This is a genomic window from Streptomyces anulatus (assembly GCF_014650675.1).
Classification (GTDB): domain Bacteria; phylum Actinomycetota; class Actinomycetes; order Streptomycetales; family Streptomycetaceae; genus Streptomyces; species Streptomyces anulatus.
Window position 1 is genome coordinate 333,210 of sequence record NZ_BMVK01000002.1, and the last position, 20,653, is coordinate 353,862.

Here is a 20,653-nt window from a genome sequence, read left to right on the forward strand (position 1 = left end):
GATGCCCGCCCGCATCGGTCCGGAGCCGCCCCTTCCGCCCCGCGCGCCCGCGTTGACCTGCTGGTACAGGCCATTTCCGGTCGCGTGACGAGATGGTGAAGGGCTCGTGCAGACTGGCGGCATGCGTATCGAACTCGCCACCGCGCCCGGCAGCCCCGAACGCCCCAACGAGGACTGGGTCTCCGGGGCTCTTCCCGCGTCCGGCCAGGGCGGTGTGCTGGTCCTCCTCGACGGCGTCACTCCGCCTCGGGGGGACGACGGTTGTGTGCACTCGGTCCCGTGGTTCACCGCACGGCTGGGCGGCGCACTGGTGGAACTGTCCGGTTCCCGCCCCGACCTGCCCCTGGCCGAGGTCCTGGCCGAGGCCATCTCCCGTACAGCCGACACACATCGAGCCACCTGTGACCTTTCTCACGTACGTACGCCTCAGGCGACCGTGGCCGTGGCACGTTGGGGCGAACGCGTGATCGAGCACCTGGTGCTCTCCGACTCGGTCCTGTTGCTGGAGTCCTCCGACGGCACGGTCCGGGCGGTCCTCGACGACCGGCTGGACCGGCTGCCGCCGGGCTCGCTCGCCTCGAACGAGATCGCCGACGCCACGGTGCGCAACAAGGAGGGCGGCTTCTTCACCGCCGCCGCCGATCCGTCGGTGGCGGCGCGCGCGGTGACGGGCAGCACCCCGGTGGCCGGCGTCCGGGCCCTCGCCGCGCTCACGGACGGCGCGGCCCGCTGGACGGAGGTGTTCGGCGAGGGCGACTGGGCGGGCGCGCTGGGGCTGCTGCGGAAGGCGGGGCCGCAGGGGCTGATCGACCGGGTGCGGGAGCTGGAGGACGCCGACGTGGAGGCCGGGCGCGTACGGCTGCGGCGCGGCAAGACGCACGACGACGCCACCGCGCTCCTGGTGGAGCTGGACTGAGCGCGACGGGCGGCGGGCGGCTCAGCTCTCGGCGCGGGCGTTCAGCTGGTGCAGGAGCCGGGCCAGCTCGGCCACCTCGGCCCGGTCCCAGTCGGCCAGCTTGCGCACGTAGCGCCCCCGGCGGGCGTCCCGGACGCTGCGGAAGCGGGCCAGTCCGTCGTCGGTGAGATGGACGAGCCAGGCCCGCCCGTCGGCCGGGTCGGGTTCGCGGGCCACCAGCCCGAGGTCCTCCAGGGAGCGCAGCTGGCGGCTCATGGTGGCCTTGCCGACGCCGAAGTAGGCGGCCAGCTCGGTGGCCCGCTGCCGTCCCGCCGCCTCCAGGCGGACGAGCAGACCGTAGGCGGCGGGCTCCAGTTCGGGGTGGACCTCCCGGGCCATATCGCCCGAGGTGGCGCGCGCCCGGCGCAGAAACACGGCCAACTCACGCTCCAGCGCCAGAAATTCGTGGTCCACACCACTCCCGTCCGTCGCGCCCGGCTCCGGCTCGCTGTCGTTCCCGCGCACGTCAGTACCCCTCGTACGGTTTCCTGCCGATGAAAGTTTCTTCCGCGGCAGGTCAACGCCGCAGTTCGGCCAGTATTTCGCAGGAGTAGACCAACGGCGGCAGCCTGGCCCTCTTCCGCACCCCGGGTCTACGTGCGTAGCGTCGACGACGACCAGGTTCATGACATGCACACACCATGCCATGGGTCCGGCGCACCCCCCGCACCCGCACCCCACGCCCCTCCCGGTCCCCACCCCACCTCGGAGGCACGCTCATGCCTGTGCACAGATCCGGTACGTCCCGCACGTCCCGCCGTCCGCGCCTCGCCGCCGCGGGAACGCTCCTGGCTGCCCTCGCCCTCCTCCTGACCCTGCCCGGCGCGGCCACCGCCGCCGCCCCGGCCGACGACAGCCCCGCGCGCGGCACCGCCAGGCTGGGCCAGGGCGTCATCGAGCACGACGGACAGGGCGGCCTGCCGCGCGACTCCCGGGCCGCCCAGACCGAGGGGGTCGACGTCAGCAGCCACCAGGGCAACGCGGACTGGGGGACCCTGTGGAACAGCGGCGTGAAGTGGGCCTACGTGAAGGCCACCGAGGGGACGTACTACAAGAACCCCTACTTCGCGCAGCAGTACAACGGCTCGTACGGCATCGGCATGATCCGCGGCGCGTACCACTTCGCCACCCCGAACACGACGAGCGGCGCCGCACAGGCGAACTACTTCGTGGACAACGGGGGCGGCTGGTCACGGGACGGGAGGACCCTGCCGGGCGTGCTGGACATCGAGTGGAATCCGTACGGCGCCCAGTGCTACGGGCTCAGCCAGGCGGCGATGGTCAACTGGATCCGCGACTTCACGAACACCTACCGGGCGCGCACCGGCCGGGACGCGGTGATCTACACCGCGACCAGCTGGTGGAAGGACTGCACCGGCAACAACGCGGGCTTCGGCGCCACCAACCCGCTGTGGGTGGCCCGGTACAACACGACGGTCGGTGAGCTGCCCGCCGGCTGGGGCTTCCACACGATGTGGCAGTACACCTCGACCGGCCCGACGGTCGGCGACCACAACCGCTTCAACGGCGCCCTCGACCGCGTACAGGCGCTGGCCAACGGCTGACCCCGCGCCGATCGACCGCTCGACCCGCCCCGGCGGCCTCACCCCAGGTCACCGGGGCCTTTCGCGACCCCGAGCCCCCGCTATGCACCGCATGTATACGCACTATGTATAGTCCTCGGCGTACCGCACACCTGTGCGGGATTTCCCCGCACAGAGGAGTGATGTGTCGTGCCCAGAAAGATGCCGTTGTCCACGATGGGGTTGACCGCGGCGCTGGTGACGGCGCTCACACTGACGTTGAGCGGCTGCTCCATGGACACCACGGCGCCGGGCTCGGCACGCGGCGAGGCGGCCTCCGACGCCAAGGGTTCGTTCGGGCCGGTGGACTGCCGCAAGGCCAAGTGCATCGCCCTGACCTTCGACGCGGGTCCGGGCAAGGACACCCCGAGGCTGCTGGACATCCTCAAGGAGAAGAAGGTGCACGCCACCTTCTTCCTGCTGGGCAAGCACCACGTCATCAAGCACCCCGACACGGTGCGGCGCATCGAGGACGAGGGCCACGAGGTCGCCAACCACACCTGGACGCACAAGATCCTGACCGACCGGAAGCCGGACGAGATACGCGCCGAGCTGGAGAAGACGCAGCTGGCCATCGAGAAGATCACCGGCAAGAAGCCCCGGCTGATGCGCCCGCCGCAGGGCCGCACCGACGACACGGTCTCGGAGATCAGCAAGGACCTGGGGCTCTCCCAGGTGCTGTGGAGCGCCACCGCCAAGGACTACTCGACGAACGACTCCGCGCTGATCAAGAAGCGGATCCTGGACCAGGCGAGCAAGGACGGCATCATCCTGCTGCACGACATCTACAAGGGCACCGTCCCCGCCGTGCCCGGGATCATCGACGCGCTCCAGAAGGACGGCTACACCTTCGTGACCGTCCCCGAGCTGATGGCCCCGGCGGTACCGGAGCCGGGCACCATCTACCGCCCCTGAGCCCTCCCCCGTGACAACGCGGAACGGCCCGCCTCCCGTCGACTCGGGAAGCGGGCCGTCCGTACCGGTCGCGCACCTGCCGTCGCGCCCGTCACCGCGTGGCGGTCAGGCCGCGGCCGGGACCCTCCGCTCCGTCCGGGCCGACGCCGGGGCGAGCGCGATCTCCAGCACCTGGCGGACGTCGGTGACCGGGTGGACGTCCAGCTTCTCCAGCACCTCGGCCGGGACGTCGTCCAGATCGGCCTCGTTGCGCTGGGGGATCACCACGGTGGTGATGCCCGCCCGGTGCGCGGCCAGCAGCTTCTGCTTGAGGCCGCCGATCGGCAGCACCCGTCCGGTCAGCGACACCTCACCGGTCATCGCCACATCCGTGCGGACCAGCCGTCCGGAGAGCAGCGAGGCCAGCGCGGTCGTCAGGGTGATGCCGGCGCTCGGGCCGTCCTTGGGGACCGCGCCCGCCGGGAAGTGGATGTGCACACCCCGGTCCTTGAGGTCCGCGACCGGCAGCTCCAGCTCCGCTCCGTGCGACCGCAGGAAGCTCAGCGCGATCTGCGCCGACTCCTTCATGACGTCCCCGAGCTGACCGGTCAGGGTCAGTCCGGACGCCCCGGTCTCCGGGTCGGCGAGCGACGCCTCGACGAAGAGGACGTCACCGCCCGCCCCGGTCACCGCGAGCCCGGTGGCCACGCCGGGCACCGCGGTGCGGCGCTCGGCCGGGTCCTGGGCGGACTCGGGCACATGGTGCGGACGGCCGATGAGGCCGCGCAGGTCCGCGTCGGTCACCGCGAACGGCAGCTCGCGGTCGCCCAGTTCGTGCTGGGCCGCGACCTTGCGGAGCAGCCGGGCCACCGCCCGCTCCAGATTCCGTACGCCCGCCTCGCGGGTGTACTCGCCGGCCAGCTTGCGCAGCGCCGACTCCTCCAGGGCGACCTCGTCCTTCTCCAGACCGGCCCGCTCCAGCTGGCGCGGGAGCAGGTGGTCCCGGGCGATGACGACCTTCTCGTCCTCGGTGTAGCCGTCGAGGCGGACCAGCTCCATGCGGTCGAGCAGGGCCTCCGGGATGGCGTCGAGCACGTTGGCGGTGGCGAGGAAGACGACGTCGCTGAGGTCGAGCTCGACCTCCAGGTAGTGGTCGCGGAAGGTGTGGTTCTGCGCCGGGTCGAGGACTTCGAGGAGGGCGGCGGCCGGGTCGCCCCGGAAGTCGGAGCCGACCTTGTCGATCTCGTCGAGCAGGACGACCGGGTTCATCGAACCGGCCTCCTTGATGGCCCGCACGATACGGCCGGGGAGCGCACCCACGTACGTACGCCGGTGGCCGCGGATCTCCGCCTCGTCCCGGACACCGCCGAGCGCGACGCGGACGAACTTGCGGCCCATGGCGTGCGCGACGGATTCGCCGAGGGAGGTCTTGCCGACGCCGGGCGGGCCGACGAGGGCCAGCACCGCGCCGCCGCGGCGGCCGCCCACCACACCGAGACCCCGGTCGGCACGGCGCTTGCGCACGGCGAGGTACTCGGTGATGCGTTCCTTCACGTCGGCGAGGCCGGCGTGCTCGGCGTCCAGGATCTCCTGGGCGCCGCGGATGTCGTAGGCGTCCTCGGTCCGCTCGGTCCAGGGCAGTTCGAGGACGGTATCCAGCCAGGTGCGGATCCAGGAGCCCTCGGGCGACTGGTCGCTGGACCGCTCCAGCTTCTCGACCTCCTTGAGCGCGGCCTCGCGGACGTGCTCGGGGAGTTCGGCGGCCTCGACGCGGGCCCGGTAGTCGTCGGACTCGTCCTCCGGGTCGCCGTTGAGCTCGGAGAGTTCCTTGCGCACGGCGTCGAGCTGGCGGCGCAGCAGGAATTCGCGCTGCTGCTTGTCGACGCCGTCCTGGACGTCCTTGGCGATGGATTCGGCCACGTCCTGCTCGGCGAGGTGCTCGCTCAGCCACTGGATGGCGAGCTTCAGCCGGGCGATCGGGTCCGCGGTCTCCAGGAGCTGGACCTTCTGGGCGGTGGTGAGGAACGGCGAGTATCCGGAGTTGTCGGCGAGCGCGGAGATGTCGTCGATCTGCTGGACCCGGTCCACGACCTGCCACGCGCCGCGCTTCTTCAGCCAGCTGGTGGCGAGTGCCTTGTACTCCTTGACCAGCTCGGCGGCGGATCCGGGCAGGGGGTCGGGGGCGGCGGTTTCGAGCACGGTCCCCTCGACCCAGAGCGCCCGGCCGGGACCACTGGTCCCGGCGCCGATCCGGACCCGGTCGCGGGCCCGGATGAGTGCGCCCGGGTCACCGTCCGACAGGCGTCCGACCTGCTCGACGGTGCCGAGGACACCGGTCCCCGTGTAGGTGCCGTCGATCCGCGGGACCAACAGCACCTCGGGCTTGCCGCCACCGGGGCGGACGGCGGCCTGCGCGGCCTCGACGGCGGCGCGCACCTCGGTGTCGGACAGGTCGAGCGGCACCACCATGCCGGGCAGGACGACCTCGTCGTCGAGCGGCAGCACGGGCAGATCGATCGGTGTGAACGCCTCGGACTCGTTAGTCATGATCTCCCCTTCGGCAGGCAAGTTGAGCTATGTCGACTCAATGCTCCTGAGCCGCCGAATGTTCCCCATGACTTGTTCGCTCTGAGCGATCAGAAGCTTTCCGGCCTCGGATCGTCTCTACGGGAGCGCTGCGGGGCGGGCCGTTGTTCCCCGCCTCCGGAAGGGAACTCGCTGGCCTTCGCCCCCGGGAGCGGGACAGGATGACGGACACCGACCGCTACGACCGGAGACCGGAGAGCCACACGATGCCCGCGACGCCCGCCCCTGACCCGATGCCGACGCGTTCCGCCGATACCCCCGTCGTCCTCGACCGCCGCGAGGGACCGTTCGGCGAAGTCGTGCTGCGGGAGCGCGGGGAGCACTTCGAGATCATCGCCAACGGCTGCTTCCTGATGGACACCTCGGACGGGCGCTCCGAGCGGCTGCTGATCGACGCCGCGCTGGCCGCCCTGCCCGCCGGGCGGAGCGGCCCCTCGGTGCTCATCGGCGGCCTGGGCGTCGGGTTCTCCCTGGTGCGGGCCGCCGAGGAGCGGCGCTGGGGGCGGATCGTGGTCGTGGAGCGGGAGCAGGCGATCGTGGACTGGCACCTGGCCGGGCCGCTGGACCGGATCTCCGGGCCGGCGCTGGCCGACCCCCGGACCGGGATCCTGCACACGGACCTCGTCGCCCACCTCCGTACCGCCACGGAGCGTTACGACGCCCTGTGCCTGGACATCGACAACGGGCCGGACTGGACCGTCACGGAGGACAACGGAAGCCTCTACTCCCCCGCCGGCCTGGCGCACTGCCACGACCGGCTGACCCCGGGCGGAGTGCTCGCCGTCTGGTCCGCGCAGCCGTCTCCGGCCTTCGAACAAGCGTTGCGGAATGCCGGGTTCAGCGGGGTTAGGACGGAAGAGGTGGCCGTTGCCCGAGGTGTGCCCGACGTGGTCCATCTCGCACTGCGGGCGGCCTGAACCCCCCTCCCGGTATGCGCGGACCGGCGGTGGCACGGGCCAACCGGCACAAGGCCGACGATCCGGCCCCCCGGTCGGCGTGAACTCGCTCCTCCGGGGCAACACCCTGCGTAGCCGGGAGCCCTCCGCTGCCTTTACGCTGCTGACCGGCACACGGATCACCCACGAAATCCACGAGCGAAAACCGTGCCTCCGGGGGAATGGCTCCCGCGAGAACGGGCAGGGGCGGGGCGATGGAACAGACACACACCACCCACAACGGCGTCGCAGCCACCCCGGGGGCTCAGCGCCGGGTGCTGGTGGTCGAGGACGACGCCACGATCGTCGACGCCATTTCCGCCCGGCTGCGGGCGGAGGGCTTCCTGGTGCAGACCGCGCTGGACGGCCCTGCGGCCGTGGACGCGGCCGAGGCATGGCAGCCCGACCTGATGGTGCTCGACATCATGCTTCCCGGCTTCGACGGCCTGGAGGTCTGCCGCCGGGTGCAGGCGCAGCGCCCGGTACCGGTGCTGATGCTCACGGCACGCGACGACGAGACCGACATGCTGGTCGGGCTCGGGGTCGGCGCCGACGACTACATGACCAAGCCGTTCTCCATGCGGGAGCTGGCCGCCCGGGTGCACGTGCTGCTGCGCCGGGTGGAGCGGGCCGCGCTGGCCGCCGTCACCCCGCGGAGCGGGATACTGCGTCTGGGTGAGCTGGAGATCGACCACGCGCAGCGCCGGGTCCGGGTGCGCGCCGAGGACGTCCACCTCACGCCGACCGAGTTCGACCTGCTGGTCTGCCTCGCCAACACCCCGCGCGCGGTGCTCTCCCGGGAGCAGCTGCTGGCCGAGGTGTGGGACTGGGCGGACGCCTCGGGCACCCGCACGGTCGACAGCCACATCAAGGCGCTGCGCCGGAAGATCGGCGCGGAGCGGATCCGTACCGTGCACGGCGTGGGCTACGCCCTGGAGACTCCCGCGCCATGACGCGGCCAGGGTCCGGACTGCGGCCCTTCTCGATCAAGGCCAAGCTCGGCACGCTCGTCGTGGTCTCGGTGTTCATCACCACGGGGCTGCTGATCGTCGCGCTGCGGACCCGTACGGAGTTCCGCTTCATCACGGTGTTCTCGGTGATCGCCACGCTGCTGATCACCCAGTTCGTGGCGCACGGTCTGACCGCGCCGCTGGACGAGATGAGAGCGGTGGCCCGGTCGATCTCGCACGGCGACTACACCCGCCGGGTGAGCGGTGCCGGGCGCCGGGACGAGCTGGGCGACCTGGCGCAGACGATCAATCGCATGGCGGACGATCTGGAGGCGGAGGACCGGCATCGAAAAGAGCTGGTCGCCAATGTCAGCCATGAGTTGCGCACCCCCATCGCGGCGCTGAGAGCCGTGCTGGAGAACGTGGTGGACGGGGTGTCCGCCGCCGATCCGGAGACGATGCGCACGGCGCTGAAACAGACGGAGCGGCTCGGCCGGCTGGTCGAGACGCTGCTGGACCTGTCGCGGCTGGACAACGGGGTGGTGGCGCTCAAGGCCCGCCGTTTCGAGGTCTGGCCGTATCTGTCCGGCGTACTGAAAGAGGCCAATCTCGCCGCCTCCCACCGACGCCTGTCGTCGGGTTCGGGCAATCACTCCCGTACGGACGTCCATCTGCATCTGGACGTCTCGCCGCCGGAGCTCACCGCGCACGCGGACGCCGAGCGGCTGCACCAGGTGGTCGCCAACCTCATCGACAACGCGGTCAAGCACAGCCCGCCGCACGGCCGTGTGACGGTGCTCGCGCGGCGCGGGGCCCACCCCGAGTCGCTGGAGCTGGAGGTCGTCGACGAGGGGCCCGGCATCCCGGAGGCGGAGCGCCACCGGGTCTTCGAGCGCTTCAACCGGGGCCAGGCGCCCTCCCCGCACGGTCCGGGAAGCGACGGCGGTACGGGGCTGGGGCTGGCCATCGCCCGCTGGGCGGTCGATCTGCACGGCGGTCGGATCGGCGTGGCCGAATCCGCGAAGGGCTGCCGCATCCAGGTCACCCTCCCGGGAATCCCCGAGCCGCGCAGTTGACGGTGCGGTTGACATAGGGTCGAACCGGAAGGGCACGTTCATCCGTGTCCTGCCAGCAAGGGGCCTCAAAGGGATACGGTCGGACGACCGTATCCACGGTCCTGCGTACCCGAAGTGCAGTGGAACCTCGCTTGTTTCCCGCCATTTCCTGCGCCGAAACCCGCCTTCCGATGTGATGTGCACGACGAAGCACCGGCCCGGCCTGCAAGGAACGGTTCGGGGGGCGTAGCCTTGATTTCCGCTGTCCATCACCTTGTGAAGCGGAAGAGGGCGGTTGCCGCCGTGTCGTCTCAGTCCCCCAGTAACTCGAGCATCTCGACCGATCAAGCCGGCCCGGGTACGAACCCGGCCGCCGCGTTCGGCGCCAATGAATGGCTCGTCGACGAGATCTACCAGCAGTACCTCCAGGATCCCAGTTCGGTCGATCGCGCCTGGTGGGACTTCTTCGCCGACTACAAGCCGGGTGCCTCCGGCACGGCGGACAAGCCCGTTCCCGGCGTCGCACCGGTGACCGAGGCGCCCGCCGCCCCGGCCGCGCCTGCTCCGGCAGCCGCTCCGGCCCCGGTGAAGGCCGCGCCCGCAGCCGCTCCGGCGGCTCCCGCGCAGCCGGCCCCGGTCAAGGCCGCCCCGGCCCCGGCGAAGCCCGCGGCGGCGAAGCCCGCCGCCGCGCCCGCCAAGGCCAAGGCGGACGCCTCCACCGAGGCCCCGGCCGGCCCGGAGTACGTGACGCTGCGCGGCCCCTCGGCCGCTGTCGCGAAGAACATGAACGCCTCGCTGGAGCTGCCGACGGCCACATCCGTCCGCGCGGTCCCGGTGAAGCTGCTCTTCGACAACCGCATCGTCATCAACAACCACCTCAAGCGCGCCCGCGGCGGGAAGATCTCCTTCACGCACCTCATCGGGTACGCGATGGTGCAGGCCCTCAAGGCCATGCCGTCGATGAACTACTCCTTCGCGGAGAAGGACGGCAAGCCGACCCTGGTCAAGCCGGAGCACGTCAACCTGGGTCTGGCCATCGACCTGGTGAAGCCGAACGGCGACCGCCAGCTGGTCGTCGCGGCCATCAAGAAGGCCGAGACGCTCAACTTCTTCGAGTTCTGGCAGGCGTACGAGGACATCGTCCGGCGTGCCCGCATCGGCAAGCTCGGCATGGACGACTTCACCGGCGTCACGGCCTCGCTGACCAACCCCGGCGGCATCGGCACCGTCCACTCGGTGCCCCGCCTGATGCCCGGTCAGGGCCTCATCATGGGCGTCGGCGCGATGGACTACCCGGCGGAGTTCCAGGGCACGTCGCAGGACACCCTGAACAAGCTCGGTATCTCGAAGGTCATGACGCTGACCTCGACGTACGACCACCGGGTCATCCAGGGCGCCGCCTCCGGCGAGTTCCTGCGGGTCCTGTCCCAGCTGCTGCTCGGCGAGAACGAGTTCTACGACGAGATCTTCAAGGCGCTGCGGATCCCCTACGAGCCGGTCCGCTGGCTCAAGGACATCGACGCCTCGCACGACGACGACGTCACCAAGGCCGCGCGGGTCTTCGAGCTGATCCACTCCTACCGGGTCCGCGGCCACGTCATGGCCGACACCGACCCGCTGGAGTACCACCAGCGCAAGCACCCCGACCTGGACATCACCGAGCACGGCCTCACCCTGTGGGACCTGGAGCGGGACTTCGCGGTCGGCGGGTTCGCCGGCAAGACGATGATGAAGCTCCGCGACATCCTCGGCGTGCTGCGTGAGTCGTACTGCCGCACCACCGGCATCGAGTTCATGCACATCCAGGACCCGAGTCAGCGCAAGTGGCTCCAGGACCGGGTCGAGCGCGCGCGTCCGAAGCCCGAGCGCGAGGAGCAGCTGCGCATCCTGCGCCGGCTGAACGCGGCCGAGGCGTTCGAGACGTTCCTGCAGACGAAGTACGTCGGTCAGAAGCGGTTCTCCCTGGAGGGCGGCGAGTCCGTCATCCCGCTGCTCGACGCGGTCATCGACTCCGCCGCCGAGGCCCGCCTCGACGAGGTCGTCATCGGCATGGCCCACCGCGGCCGGCTGAACGTGCTGGCGAACATCGTCGGCAAGCCGTACGCGCAGATCTTCCGCGAGTTCGAGGGCAACCTCGACCCGCGCTCGATGCACGGCTCCGGCGACGTCAAGTACCACCTGGGCGCCGAGGGCACCTTCACCGGTCTGGACGGCGAGCAGATCAAGGTCTCGCTGGCCGCCAACCCCTCGCACCTGGAGGCGGTGGACCCGGTCCTGGAGGGCATCGCCCGCGCCAAGCAGGACATCATCAACAAGGGCGGCACGGACTTCACGGTCCTGCCGGTCGCGCTCCACGGCGACGCGGCCTTCGCGGGCCAGGGCGTCGTCGCCGAGACGCTCAACATGTCGCAGCTGCGCGGCTACCGCACCGGCGGCACCGTGCACGTGGTGATCAACAACCAGGTCGGCTTCACCGCCGCCCCGGAGTCCTCGCGCTCCTCGATGTACGCCACCGACGTGGCGCGCATGATCGAGGCGCCGATCATCCACGTGAACGGCGACGACCCGGAGGCCGTGGTCCGCGTCGCGCGGCTCGCCTTCGAGTTCCGGCAGGCGTTCAACAAGGACGTCGTGATCGACCTCATCTGCTACCGGCGCCGCGGTCACAACGAGACCGACAACCCGGAGTTCACCAACCCGCAGATGTACACCCTGGTCGACAAGAAGCGCTCGGTGCGCAAGCTGTACACCGAGTCCCTCATCGGTCGCGGCGACATCACGCTGGAAGAGGCGGAGCAGGCGCTCCAGGACTTCCAGGGTCAGCTGGAGAAGGTGTTCGCCGAGGTCCGCGAGGCCACCTCGCAGCCCGCCGCCCCGCACGTCCCGGAGCCGCAGGCCGCGTTCCCGGTGACCGTGGAGACGGCCGTCTCCGCCGAGGTCGTCAAGCGGATCGCCGAGTCGCAGGTCAACATCCCCGACTCGATCACCGTCCACCCCCGCCTGATGCCGCAGATGCAGCGTCGCGCGGCCTCGGTGGACAACGCCACCATCGACTGGGGCATGGGCGAGACGCTGGCCATCGGTTCGCTGCTGATGGAGGGCACCCCGGTCCGGCTCGCCGGCCAGGACACCCGCCGCGGCACGTTCGGCCAGCGCCACGCGGTCCTGGTCGACCAGGTCACCGGCGAGGACTACACCCCGCTGCTGTACCTGGCCGACGACCAGGCCCGGTACAACGTCTACGACTCGCTGCTCTCGGAGTACGCGGCGATGGGCTTCGAGTACGGCTACTCGCTGGCCCGTCCGGAGTCGCTGGTCATCTGGGAGGCCCAGTTCGGTGACTTCGTCAACGGCGCGCAGACCGTCGTGGACGAGTTCATCTCCTCGGCCGAGCAGAAGTGGGGCCAGACCTCCGGCGTCACGCTGCTGCTGCCGCACGGTTACGAGGGCCAGGGCCCGGACCACAGCTCCGCCCGCCCCGAGCGCTTCCTCCAGATGTGCGCGCAGGACAACATGACGGTCGCGATGCCGACCCTCCCGTCGAACTACTTCCACCTGCTGCGCTGGCAGGTGCACAACCCGCACCACAAGCCGCTGATCGTCTTCACCCCGAAGTCGATGCTGCGTCTGAAGGCCGCGGCCTCGTCCATCGAGGAGTTCACCACCGGCGGCTTCCGTCCGGTGATCGGCGACGCGTCGGTCAAGCCTTCGAGCGTCCGCAAGGTCGTCTTCTGCGCGGGCAAGCTGTACTACGACCTGGACGCCGAGCGGGAGAAGCGCGGCGACACGGAGACGGCGATCATCCGGCTGGAGCGCCTGTACCCGCTGCCGGGTGCGGAGATCCAGGCCGAGATCGCGAAGTACCCGAACGCCGAGAAGTACCTGTGGGCCCAGGAGGAGCCGGCGAACCAGGGTGCGTGGCCGTTCATCGCGCTCAACCTGATCGACCACCTGGACCTCGCGGTCGGCTCGGACGTGCCGCACGGCGAGCGCCTGCGCCGCATCTCGCGGCCGCACGGCTCGTCCCCGGCGGTCGGCTCGGCCAAGCGTCACCAGGCGGAGCAGACGCAGCTGGTCAACGAGGTCTTCGAGGCCTAGGACCACCCAGCCGTACGAGCTGTCCGTACGTCACCGGGGCCCGGTTCCGCGCTTGTCGCGAAGCCGGGCCCCTGGCGTATCCGGCGTTCCGGTGGGCGTCCGCGCCTCGATATCCTGTGCGCATGTACTTCACGGACCGTGGCATCGAGGAACTGGAGAAGCGGCGCGGCGAGGAGGAGGTCACCTTCGAGTGGCTCGCCGAGCAGCTGCGGACGTTCGTCGATCTCAACCCCGACTTCGAGGTGCCGGTCGAGCGCCTCGCGACCTGGCTGGCACGACTGGACGACGAGGACGACGAGGACGCGTGACCCGCACGTCCTAGGAGGCGTCCGCGCCCGCCCTGGCCCGCTCGTACGCGAGGCCCAGCGCGCCCTGCGCCAGCAGCACCGCTCCGGCCGCCGCCCAGCCGCCGCTGCGGCGGCGGGCGCCCCAGAGCAGGAGCGGGAGTCCGGCCGCGAGCTGGACGGCGGCGACGGCACGGGCGCGGGGGCCGCGTACCCACGGGCCGATCCTGCTGCTCTCGACCGCGTCCAGTTCGACGCGTACGGCATCGCGCCAGCCGGCCCACTCGACGCGTTCCGCCCCGCGCTGCACCGCCGCGACGCTGCGCAGCCGGTCCGCGCTCTCGCCCGGTGAGAGTCCGGCGGGCAGGGTCAGCCCGGTGCGGGTGAGTACGGCGAGCAGTCCGCGCAGCCGGGCGTCCGCGTCCGCGTCCGGATCGGGGCGGGTCAGCTCCTCCAGCGCCTGCACGTCCAGCACCGGGTCGAGGCCGAGCCGGACCGCGAAGGTGCGCATGGCCTCGTCCTCGCCCACCGGGGTGCCGTCGGTCAGCCAGATGTAGCCCACGGGCCGGCGGAATCCGGCGGCGAGGGTGAATCCGGCCCGGTCGGCGTCCCACCACAGGGCGAGCACCGGCCAGGTGGAGCCGACGGCGAGCGCGGTGGCCCAGCCGCCGAGGACCCGGTCGACCGGCTCGGCGTCCTGCTCCGCGCCCCCGCTCTGCCAGGGCTTCCCCTCCGGGACGAGCACGCTCCACTCCTCGCCCGCGCGGGCCAGCAGCATCTGCTCGCGCAGCAGGTGGGCGAGCGGCCGTACGGTCTCGGGGTCGGCCCGGCACAGCAGGAGGGCCCCGGTGGATGTCGCGTTCATGGCTCACACGCTAGGGCAATTCGCCCCTGTTCGATGCTGTTGCGGGCGATTCACCCCGCACCGCCCCCTCCTGGCCTCACCCACCCTTCCCCGGGCTCCTCCTGACTTTCCTTGACTTCCCCCATCCGCGATATATCGTGTTCTGAACAAGACGCGATATGTTGCGTTGCCACGCTTTCCGGGAGGTCACATCCATGCCTGTGTCGAGATGGACCATCGCCGAGCCTCGGAAGCTCGCCTTCGAGGATCCGGTGACGGCGCTCCACGTGCGCATCGTCGACGGCACGGTCAATGTGGTCGGGACCGACGAGCCGGACGCCCGGCTGGAGGTCTCCGCGATCGATGGCCCGCCGCTGGTCGTGACCCAGGAGGACGGCCGGCTCACCGTGGCCTACGAGGACCTGCCCTGGCCGCACTTCCTGGGATGGTTCGACCCCGAGGTCCGCCACCGCAGCGCCGTGGTCACGCTCGTCGTGCCGGCCGCCGCCTCGGTCGAGGTCGGCGCGATCGGCGCCGGGGCCGTCGTCTCCGGCATCAGTGGCCGCACCGAGGTCCGCGGCATCTCAGGTGACTCCACGCTCGTCGGACTGACCGGCGCGGTGCGCGGGGAGTCCTTGTCGGGCAGCCTGGAGGCCCAGGGCGTCACGGGGGACCTGCGCTTCCACTCGGTGTTCGGCGACCTGACGGTCGTCGACGGGGCGGGGGCCTCGGTCCGCGCCGAGTCGGTCAGCGGCGCCATGGTGCTGGACGTCGACCCGTCCGGGAAGCCCACGGACATCCGGCTGGCCACGGTGTCCGGCGAGATCGCGATCCGGCTGCCGCACCCCGCCGACGCCAGGGTCGAGGCGAACACCGCGAGCGGGTCCGTCTCCAACGCCTTCGAGGACCTGCGGGTCCGCGGGCAGTGGGGATCGAAGAAGATCACCGGCACGCTGGGCGCCGGGACGGGGACCCTGCGGGCGACGACCGTGTCCGGTTCGATCGCCCTGTTGCGCAGGCCGCCCGCCGAGGACGACGCGTACGCCGCCGAGCCGACCGGAAAGGTTCTCTGACATGCCTCCCGTATTCGCCCACGGCCGCCTGCGGCTGTACCTCCTCAAGCTCCTGGACGAGGCTCCTCGCCACGGCTACGAGGTCATCCGCCTGCTGGAGGAACGCTTCCAGGGCCTGTACGCCCCGTCGGCCGGCACGGTCTACCCCCGGCTGGCCAAGCTGGAGGCCGAGGGCCTGGTCACCCACGCCACCGAGGGCGGCCGCAAGGTCTACTCGATCACCGACGCGGGCCGCGAGGAGCTGGCGGGCCGCAGCGGCGAACTGGCCGACCTGGAGCTGGAGATCCGCGACTCGGTCTCCGAGCTGGCCGCCGAGATACGCGACGACGTACGGGGCGCGGCGGGCCGGCTCCGCAGCGACATGCGGGCGGCGGCGTCGGAGTCCCGGCACGGCAGTACGAAGACGGAGGCCGGCAGCGGCAAGGGGAAGGGTGAATCCTCTTCCCCGTTCGGCGACTTCGGCAGCCTGGGCGACCTCGGCGACAGCGAGGCGTGGCGCACGGCGAAGGAGGAGCTGCGCCGGGCCAAGCAGGAGTGGAAGGAGCAGGCACGCCGGGCGAAGGACGAGTCCCGGCGCGCCCGCGAGGACGCGCAGCAGGCCCGCCGCCAGGCCAAGGAGGCCCAGGAGAAGGCGCGCGAGCAGGTGCAGACCGCCGCCCGCCAGGTGCAGGAGCACTTCGCGCGGGGCGACTGGCCCTCCGGCGTACGGGAAGGCCTCGCGGAGATCACCGGCCAGCTCGGCGGCTTCGCACGGTCCGGCGCCTGGCCCCCGTTCGGCAGACCCGAGCCGGACGACGCCCCGGCCGCCCCGGCCCCCGAGGAAGCCCCCGGCTGGGGCGAGGACGCGCCGGTCACGGGCGACCCGGTACGCGACCTGGACCGCCTGCTGGACCATTTCCGCGACGGCATCCGGGACGCGGCCCGCGATCACGGGGTGACGGAGACCCAGCTCGCGGAGGCCCGCCGCCACCTGGGCGCGGCGACGGCGCGGATCGAGGCGCTGCTGACGACGGAGGACGAGGGGGAGGCCTGAGCCGACGCGGCCCAGGAGGTGCGGGGGCGGGTGTCCGGAACGCCGGACACCCGCCCCGCCCCGTTTTCCCCCGCCCCAGGACCGTTCCCGCCCGCCCCCGTACCGCGCCGTTCCCGTCCGCCCTCGCACCTTTCCCTTTCCGTCCGGCGCGGCCCGTCCCCTTCCCGCCCGCCGCGGCCCGTTGCCTTCCTGCCCGGCGCGGCCCGTCCCCTTCGGTCCGTCTCACCCGGCCTTGGCGTGCCCCTGACCCCCGTCGGCGTCGGAGCCGTACAGCGCGCGCTGCACGGTCGCGTAGGTCGCGCCGTGCTCGGCGAGGACGTCGGCGACGACTCCGGGCTTCGCCGTGAGGGCCAGGAGCAGGTGTTCCTCGCCGATGAAGCGGTCGCCGCGCCCCAGGGCGACCCGTAGCGAGTTCTCCAGGACGGTCTTCGCGCCCGGGGTGAAGGGGCGGTGCCCCGACCACCACCGGCGGCCTGTCCGGCCGGCCGCCAGGGCTCCCTCGCCGTGGGCCCCTTCGACCCGGGAGACGATCGCGCCGATGTCGATCCCGATGTCGGCGAGGGCGTCGGTGTCGGCCCTGGTCAGGCCGCCGCGCCGGCGGGCCTCGGCGAAGGCGGCGTCCAGGGAGGCGCGGCGGTCGTGGAGGCCGAGTGCGGTGACGGCGAACGAGGTCCGGCCGCCCTCCTGCTCCAGCAGCGCGAGCAGCAGGTGTTCCTCGGTGACCGAGTCGGCCCCGGCACGCTCGGCCTGCGCCACAGCGCCCTTCACCGCGGCGCGGGCCCCTCGGGTGAATCGCTCGAACATCAACGCCTCCCGTACTTCTTGTGCACGGCCTGCCGGCTGACGCCCAGCTCGGCGGCGATCTCCTGCCACGACCAGCCCTGGACGCGGGCACTTCTCACCTGTACGGCTTCGAGCTGCTCCAGCAGCCGCCGCAGCGCCGCCACCGACCGCAACCCGACGCGCGGGTCGCGGTCACCGGCACGTGCGGCCAGATCCGTTGCTTCGGTCATGGTGTCAACCTACATTGACACCACGCTGCCGTCAATCAAAGTTGACATCATCGTCGGCCAGTCGGGCATGCCGCTCGACGTCGTACCGGACGTCGCCGTAGCGCAGCCTGGCCCGCTCGATGCCCTCGGGCGCGAACCCGGACCGGGTCGCGACCCGACAGGAGGCCGGGTTGTCGGTGCGGTGGCCCAGCTCCAGCCGGTACAGCCCGAGTTCGTCGAACGCCCAGCGCGCCAGCGCCCGCACGCCGGCCGGGGCGACGCCCCGGCCGCGCGCCTCCTCCGTGGTCCAGTAGGAGACCCAGCCGGTGTCATGGGCCCGGTTGACGGCGCCGACGGCGACACAGCCGAGAGCCTCGCCCGCCTCCCCCACGACGGCCCAGGAGTAGCCGGTGCGCGCTCCCCGTTCGCGCGTACGGTCCGCGATCCAGGTCAGCGCCCCGGGCCGGTCGAACACGGGCCGGTCGGTCTGGCGGTCCATCTCGGCCGGGGCGAAGGCGCGGAGCACCGCCGAGGCGTCGGCGGGCTCCCAGGGGCGCAGCAGAAACCCTTCAGGGGTGGTCAGTTCGTCCATGCGGGCCAGCCTCCCGCACGGTCACCACCACCTCGGCCCCGGGCCACGCCAGGACGGCCGGCCACCCCCCGCGTGACGGCTTGCCGGGGCCGCCGACGACCACTCCCGGGCCGGTGACGGAGACGCGCCACCCCCGGGGCGAGGGCGGGAGGGACAGCTCCGTCACCCCGGGGCGGGCGGCGGCACGGTAGGCGAGGCGGTAGGAGCGGGTGTCCGCGTCGTACGCCTCCGAGCGGACGGTCCCCGCGACGGCCGGGGCGTACGGCGTGGCCGTCCGCTCCTTGTTCGTACGGAAGCGGCCCTGCTCGTCGACCGCGCAGTAGCCGCCGCCGTAGCACCAGACGTACCCCGCCCAGCCGGAGCTGTAGCGGTTCAGGGAGTCGACGGCCTCGCGGTAGAAGCGGCCCATGTTCGGCAGGGCGTTGTTCAGCGGCCCCCATTCGCCCACGACGACCGGCATCCGGTGGCGGGCCGGGTACGCGGTGACGGCGGCCTCGTACGCCTCGATCCAGCCGGCCGACGGGTCGTAGTCCGCGCCCGCCTCCATGGCGGTGTTGTAGAAGTGCGGGGCGTACACGGTCCGGCGGTCCTCGATCCGGCCGAGCCCGGTGGGAACGCCCTCGCCCACGATGGGCGTCGGCTCGACGAAGAGCCAGGTGTCGCGGTCCTTCGCCCGGACGGCGCGGGCGAGCCGGTTGTACATCGGGGTGAGGTGCTGGGCCTCGATCCGGCGGGCGGCGGTCGGCAGGTCCTCGCCCTCGCGCAGCTCCCCCATCGGTTCGTTGATCAGGTCGTAGCCGATCACGGCCGGGTGGTCGCGGAACCGTGCCGCGAGGACCTGCCACATGGCGGCCTGGGCTCGCTGGAGGTCGGGGTCCTCGTAGAGGTGGGTGAAGGCCCGCTGGACGGCGGGCTGGAAGTACTCGGAGAACCAGTCGTCGGGGTTGGGGGTGAACGGGAGCCCGTCGGTCCTGGTGGCCCAGGCGGGGATGCCCCGGTGCCCGAACGCGGGCCCGAAGACGTCCTGATGGGCGTCGATGAGGACATGGACACGGTGCTTGCGCGCCCAGTCCAGGATGCGTTCGACGCGCCGGAGGTAGCGCTCGCTGTACTGGCCGCGGGTGGGCTCCAGGTCGTCCCAGAAGACCAGCAGCCGGGCGAAGTTGAAGCCGTTCGCGCGCAGGTCGCGGAAGTGCCGTTCGGTGATGGCGGTGAGGGCGGCCTCGCCGCGGTTCGCCTTGTCCTCGACGTTCCAGCCACGCAGGGTGAGGGCGCGGCCCCGGTCGTCGGTCAGTGGCGGGACAGCACGTTCGCGGGACTCGGACGCCGGTACGGGTGCGGATACGGGGCGCGCCGAGGCGGCGGGGGCGAGGGCCCCCGCCGCGAGCACGGACGCGACGACAACTGCCATGAGTGCTCTGCCCATTCGCATGGGCGGCATCCCATCAGCAAAGCTGACACTTGTTCAAGTATGCGTTACCGACGAGTTCTTGGCGGAGCTAGGAGGTCGGCGTGAGCACGATCTTCCCGAAGAGGTCGCCCGACTCCAGCCGCCGGAACCCCTCCCGGGCCCGGTCCAGCGGCAGCACCTCGTCGATGACGGGCCGTACGCCGGTGGTCGCGCAGAAGGCGAGCAGGTCCTCCAGCTCGTCCTTGGACCCCATGGTGGAGCCGACGACCTTCAGCTCCAGGAAGAAGATCCGGGTCAGCTCGGCGTGCGCGGGCCGGTCGCCGCTGGTGGCCCCGGAGATGACGAGGGTGCCGCCGGGGCGCAGCGACTTCACGGAGTGGGACCAGGTGGCGGCCCCCACGGTCTCGATGACGGCGTCCACCCGCTGCGGCAGCCGGGCGCCGGGCTCGTACGCCTCCAGCGCGCCGAGTTCGACCGCCCGCTCGCGCTTGGCCTTGTCCCGGCTGGTGGCGAAGACCCGCAGCCCGGCGGCCTTCCCGAGCACGATCGCGGCGGTGGCGACCCCGCCGCCGGCGCCCTGGACGAGCACGGAATCGCCGGGCCGCACCCCGGCGTTGGTGAACAGCATCCGGTACGCGGTGAGCCAGGCGGTCGGCAGGCAGGCGGCCTCCTCGAAGCTGAGCTCCTTCGGCTTGGGCAGGACGTTCCAGGTGGGGACGGTGACCTGCTCGGCGAAGGTGCCCTGGTAGCGCTCGGTGAGGATGGAGCGCGGCTCATCCGGCCCGACGCCGTGCCCCGACTGCCCGATGACGGAGTGCAGGACGACCTCGTTGCCGTCCTGGTCGACGCCGGCCGCGTCGCAGCCGAGGATCATCGGCAGCCGGTCCTGCGGGAGGCCCACGCCCCGCAGGGACCAGAGGTCGTGGTGGTTGAGGGAGGCGGCCCGAACGGTGACGGTGGTCCACCCGGGACGCGCCTCGGGGGCCGGACGGTCACCCAGCTCCAGGCCGTCGAGGGGCCGGTCGGGGTCGATGCGGGCTGCGTAGGCGGCGAACATGGCTCGACGATAGGCGGGCGGGGCGGCCTTCGTAACCGCCTACGCGTGTGACGCACGCCAACCGGGTGGGCCCGCGCACCCAGCCCCTCCGGCGTTAGAGGAGCGGGGCTCGCACGCCCAACCTCTCCGCCCCACTCCACCTCTCCGCCCCACCCCAGCCTCTCCGGCGTTTGAGGAACGGGGGTCGCACACCCGCCCAGCCCCTCCGGCGACTGAGGAGCGGAGGTCGCACACCCAGCCCCTCCGGCGTTTGAGGAGCGGAGGTCGCACACCCAGCCCCTCCGGCGTTTGAGGAGCGGGGGTCTGGGGGC

18 protein-coding genes are annotated in these 20,653 nt (G+C 71.8%); 10 read left to right on the top strand and 8 right to left on the bottom strand.

Annotation, left to right across the window (positions count from 1 at the left end; all coding sequences use genetic code 11):
* Positions 1-121 precede the first annotated feature (121 nt).
* Positions 122-916, top strand: a complete 795-nt coding sequence (locus IE272_RS06175; protein ID WP_190006421.1) for a protein phosphatase 2C domain-containing protein — start codon at positions 122-124, stop codon at positions 914-916.
* A gap of 21 nt (positions 917-937) precedes the next feature.
* On the opposite strand, the gene IE272_RS06180 is transcribed toward IE272_RS06175, so the two are convergent.
* Positions 938-1,420, bottom strand: a complete 483-nt coding sequence (locus IE272_RS06180) for a MarR family winged helix-turn-helix transcriptional regulator (protein WP_047178779.1) — start codon at positions 1,418-1,420, stop codon at positions 938-940.
* A gap of 254 nt (positions 1,421-1,674) precedes the next feature.
* Here IE272_RS06180 and IE272_RS06185 point away from each other — a divergent pair, with 254 nt between their 5' ends.
* Both IE272_RS06185 and IE272_RS06190 read left to right on the top strand, forming a co-directional pair.
* Positions 1,675-2,520 carry a lysozyme gene (locus tag IE272_RS06185; RefSeq protein ID WP_190006422.1) on the top strand — a complete coding sequence of 282 codons (846 nt, stop codon included), beginning with the start codon at positions 1,675-1,677 and terminating at the stop codon, positions 2,518-2,520.
* A gap of 180 nt (positions 2,521-2,700) precedes the next feature.
* Positions 2,701-3,453, top strand: coding sequence for a polysaccharide deacetylase family protein (locus IE272_RS06190; RefSeq protein ID WP_190006557.1), 753 nt, complete (start codon positions 2,701-2,703; stop codon positions 3,451-3,453).
* A gap of 105 nt (positions 3,454-3,558) precedes the next feature.
* Here IE272_RS06190 and lon read toward each other — a convergent pair whose 3' ends face one another.
* A complete protein-coding gene (gene lon / locus IE272_RS06195; RefSeq protein ID WP_057665735.1) occupies positions 3,559-5,979 on the bottom strand; it encodes an endopeptidase La in 2,421 nt (806 codons plus the stop codon).
* 272 nt (positions 5,980-6,251) lie between these two features.
* On the opposite strand from lon, the gene IE272_RS06200 reads away from it, so the two are divergent.
* The 5 genes from IE272_RS06200 to IE272_RS06220 all read left to right on the top strand — a co-directional run bounded on the left by IE272_RS06200 (position 6,252) and on the right by IE272_RS06220 (position 13,364).
* A complete protein-coding gene (locus IE272_RS06200; RefSeq protein WP_056702484.1) occupies positions 6,252-6,935 on the top strand; it encodes a spermidine synthase family protein in 684 nt (227 codons plus the stop codon).
* 233 nt (positions 6,936-7,168) lie between these two features.
* On the top strand, positions 7,169-7,906 hold the full coding sequence (locus IE272_RS06205) for a response regulator transcription factor (RefSeq protein WP_030079431.1): 738 nt from the start codon (positions 7,169-7,171) through the stop codon (positions 7,904-7,906).
* Positions 7,903-8,979 carry a HAMP domain-containing sensor histidine kinase gene (locus IE272_RS06210; protein ID WP_007447635.1) on the top strand — a complete coding sequence of 359 codons (1,077 nt, stop codon included), beginning with the start codon at positions 7,903-7,905 and terminating at the stop codon, positions 8,977-8,979. Before IE272_RS06205 ends, IE272_RS06210 begins: the two co-directional genes overlap by 4 nt.
* Positions 8,980-9,261: 282 nt before the next feature.
* Positions 9,262-13,056, top strand: a complete 3,795-nt coding sequence (locus tag IE272_RS06215) for a multifunctional oxoglutarate decarboxylase/oxoglutarate dehydrogenase thiamine pyrophosphate-binding subunit/dihydrolipoyllysine-residue succinyltransferase subunit (RefSeq protein WP_190006423.1) — start codon at positions 9,262-9,264, stop codon at positions 13,054-13,056.
* A 122-nt stretch (positions 13,057-13,178) separates the two neighbouring features.
* Positions 13,179-13,364 (top strand): DUF6104 family protein, encoded by a 186-nt coding sequence (locus IE272_RS06220; protein WP_003966321.1) that lies wholly within the window; start codon positions 13,179-13,181, stop codon positions 13,362-13,364.
* 10 nt (positions 13,365-13,374) lie between these two features.
* On the opposite strand, the gene IE272_RS06225 is transcribed toward IE272_RS06220, so the two are convergent.
* Positions 13,375-14,205 (bottom strand): hypothetical protein, encoded by an 831-nt coding sequence (locus tag IE272_RS06225; RefSeq protein WP_190006424.1) that lies wholly within the window; start codon positions 14,203-14,205, stop codon positions 13,375-13,377.
* A 194-nt stretch (positions 14,206-14,399) separates the two neighbouring features.
* On the opposite strand from IE272_RS06225, the gene IE272_RS06230 reads away from it, so the two are divergent.
* On the top strand, positions 14,400-15,257 hold the full coding sequence (locus tag IE272_RS06230; protein ID WP_050360444.1) for a DUF4097 family beta strand repeat-containing protein: 858 nt from the start codon (positions 14,400-14,402) through the stop codon (positions 15,255-15,257).
* Position 15,258: 1 nt separating this feature from the next.
* Complete coding sequence (locus IE272_RS06235) at positions 15,259-16,290, top strand: PadR family transcriptional regulator (protein WP_057665732.1); 1,032 nt, start codon at positions 15,259-15,261, stop codon at positions 16,288-16,290.
* Between the two features lie 222 nt (positions 16,291-16,512).
* Here the strand turns inward: IE272_RS06235 and IE272_RS06240 are convergent, their stop codons facing one another.
* From IE272_RS06240 to IE272_RS06260, 5 genes are all read right to left on the bottom strand, one after another.
* Positions 16,513-17,094: a Clp protease N-terminal domain-containing protein gene (locus IE272_RS06240; protein WP_056700609.1), complete on the bottom strand. Its 582-nt coding sequence runs from the start codon at positions 17,092-17,094 to the stop codon at positions 16,513-16,515.
* Positions 17,094-17,303, bottom strand: a complete 210-nt coding sequence (locus IE272_RS06245; RefSeq protein WP_007447814.1) for a sigma factor-like helix-turn-helix DNA-binding protein — start codon at positions 17,301-17,303, stop codon at positions 17,094-17,096. Before IE272_RS06245 ends, IE272_RS06240 begins: the two co-directional genes overlap by 1 nt.
* 31 nt (positions 17,304-17,334) lie before the next feature.
* Positions 17,335-17,874: a GNAT family N-acetyltransferase gene (locus IE272_RS06250; protein WP_056700611.1), complete on the bottom strand. Its 540-nt coding sequence runs from the start codon at positions 17,872-17,874 to the stop codon at positions 17,335-17,337.
* On the bottom strand, positions 17,852-19,285 hold the full coding sequence (locus tag IE272_RS06255) for a cellulase family glycosylhydrolase (protein WP_056700613.1): 1,434 nt from the start codon (positions 19,283-19,285) through the stop codon (positions 17,852-17,854). The genes IE272_RS06250 and IE272_RS06255 overlap by 23 nt, the downstream gene beginning before the upstream one ends.
* A gap of 88 nt (positions 19,286-19,373) precedes the next feature.
* Complete coding sequence (locus IE272_RS06260; RefSeq protein WP_050360449.1) at positions 19,374-20,342, bottom strand: zinc-binding dehydrogenase; 969 nt, start codon at positions 20,340-20,342, stop codon at positions 19,374-19,376.
* Between the last annotated feature and the right edge of the window lie 311 nt (positions 20,343-20,653).

What these genes read in the sequence shown, in the direction of transcription:
- IE272_RS06260 (WP_050360449.1), bottom strand. Translation starts at nt 20,342, where the DNA reads ATGTTCGCCGCCTACGCAGCCCGCATCGACCCCGACCGGCCCCTCGAC.
- lon (WP_057665735.1), bottom strand. Translation starts at nt 5,979, where the DNA reads ATGACTAACGAGTCCGAGGCGTTCACACCGATCGATCTGCCCGTGCTG.
- IE272_RS06255 (WP_056700613.1), bottom strand. Translation starts at nt 19,285, where the DNA reads ATGGCAGTTGTCGTCGCGTCCGTGCTCGCGGCGGGGGCCCTCGCCCCC.
- IE272_RS06210 (WP_007447635.1), top strand. Translation starts at nt 7,903, where the DNA reads ATGACGCGGCCAGGGTCCGGACTGCGGCCCTTCTCGATCAAGGCCAAG.
- IE272_RS06235 (WP_057665732.1), top strand. Translation starts at nt 15,259, where the DNA reads ATGCCTCCCGTATTCGCCCACGGCCGCCTGCGGCTGTACCTCCTCAAG.
- IE272_RS06220 (WP_003966321.1), top strand. Translation starts at nt 13,179, where the DNA reads ATGTACTTCACGGACCGTGGCATCGAGGAACTGGAGAAGCGGCGCGGC.
- IE272_RS06240 (WP_056700609.1), bottom strand. Translation starts at nt 17,094, where the DNA reads ATGTTCGAGCGATTCACCCGAGGGGCCCGCGCCGCGGTGAAGGGCGCT.
- IE272_RS06185 (WP_190006422.1), top strand. Translation starts at nt 1,675, where the DNA reads ATGCCTGTGCACAGATCCGGTACGTCCCGCACGTCCCGCCGTCCGCGC.
- IE272_RS06230 (WP_050360444.1), top strand. Translation starts at nt 14,400, where the DNA reads ATGCCTGTGTCGAGATGGACCATCGCCGAGCCTCGGAAGCTCGCCTTC.
- IE272_RS06205 (WP_030079431.1), top strand. Translation starts at nt 7,169, where the DNA reads ATGGAACAGACACACACCACCCACAACGGCGTCGCAGCCACCCCGGGG.
- IE272_RS06175 (WP_190006421.1), top strand. Translation starts at nt 122, where the DNA reads ATGCGTATCGAACTCGCCACCGCGCCCGGCAGCCCCGAACGCCCCAAC.
- IE272_RS06190 (WP_190006557.1), top strand. Translation starts at nt 2,701, where the DNA reads ATGCCGTTGTCCACGATGGGGTTGACCGCGGCGCTGGTGACGGCGCTC.
- IE272_RS06250 (WP_056700611.1), bottom strand. Translation starts at nt 17,874, where the DNA reads ATGGACGAACTGACCACCCCTGAAGGGTTTCTGCTGCGCCCCTGGGAG.
- IE272_RS06225 (WP_190006424.1), bottom strand. Translation starts at nt 14,205, where the DNA reads ATGAACGCGACATCCACCGGGGCCCTCCTGCTGTGCCGGGCCGACCCC.
- IE272_RS06200 (WP_056702484.1), top strand. Translation starts at nt 6,252, where the DNA reads ATGCCGACGCGTTCCGCCGATACCCCCGTCGTCCTCGACCGCCGCGAG.
- IE272_RS06245 (WP_007447814.1), bottom strand. Translation starts at nt 17,303, where the DNA reads ATGACCGAAGCAACGGATCTGGCCGCACGTGCCGGTGACCGCGACCCG.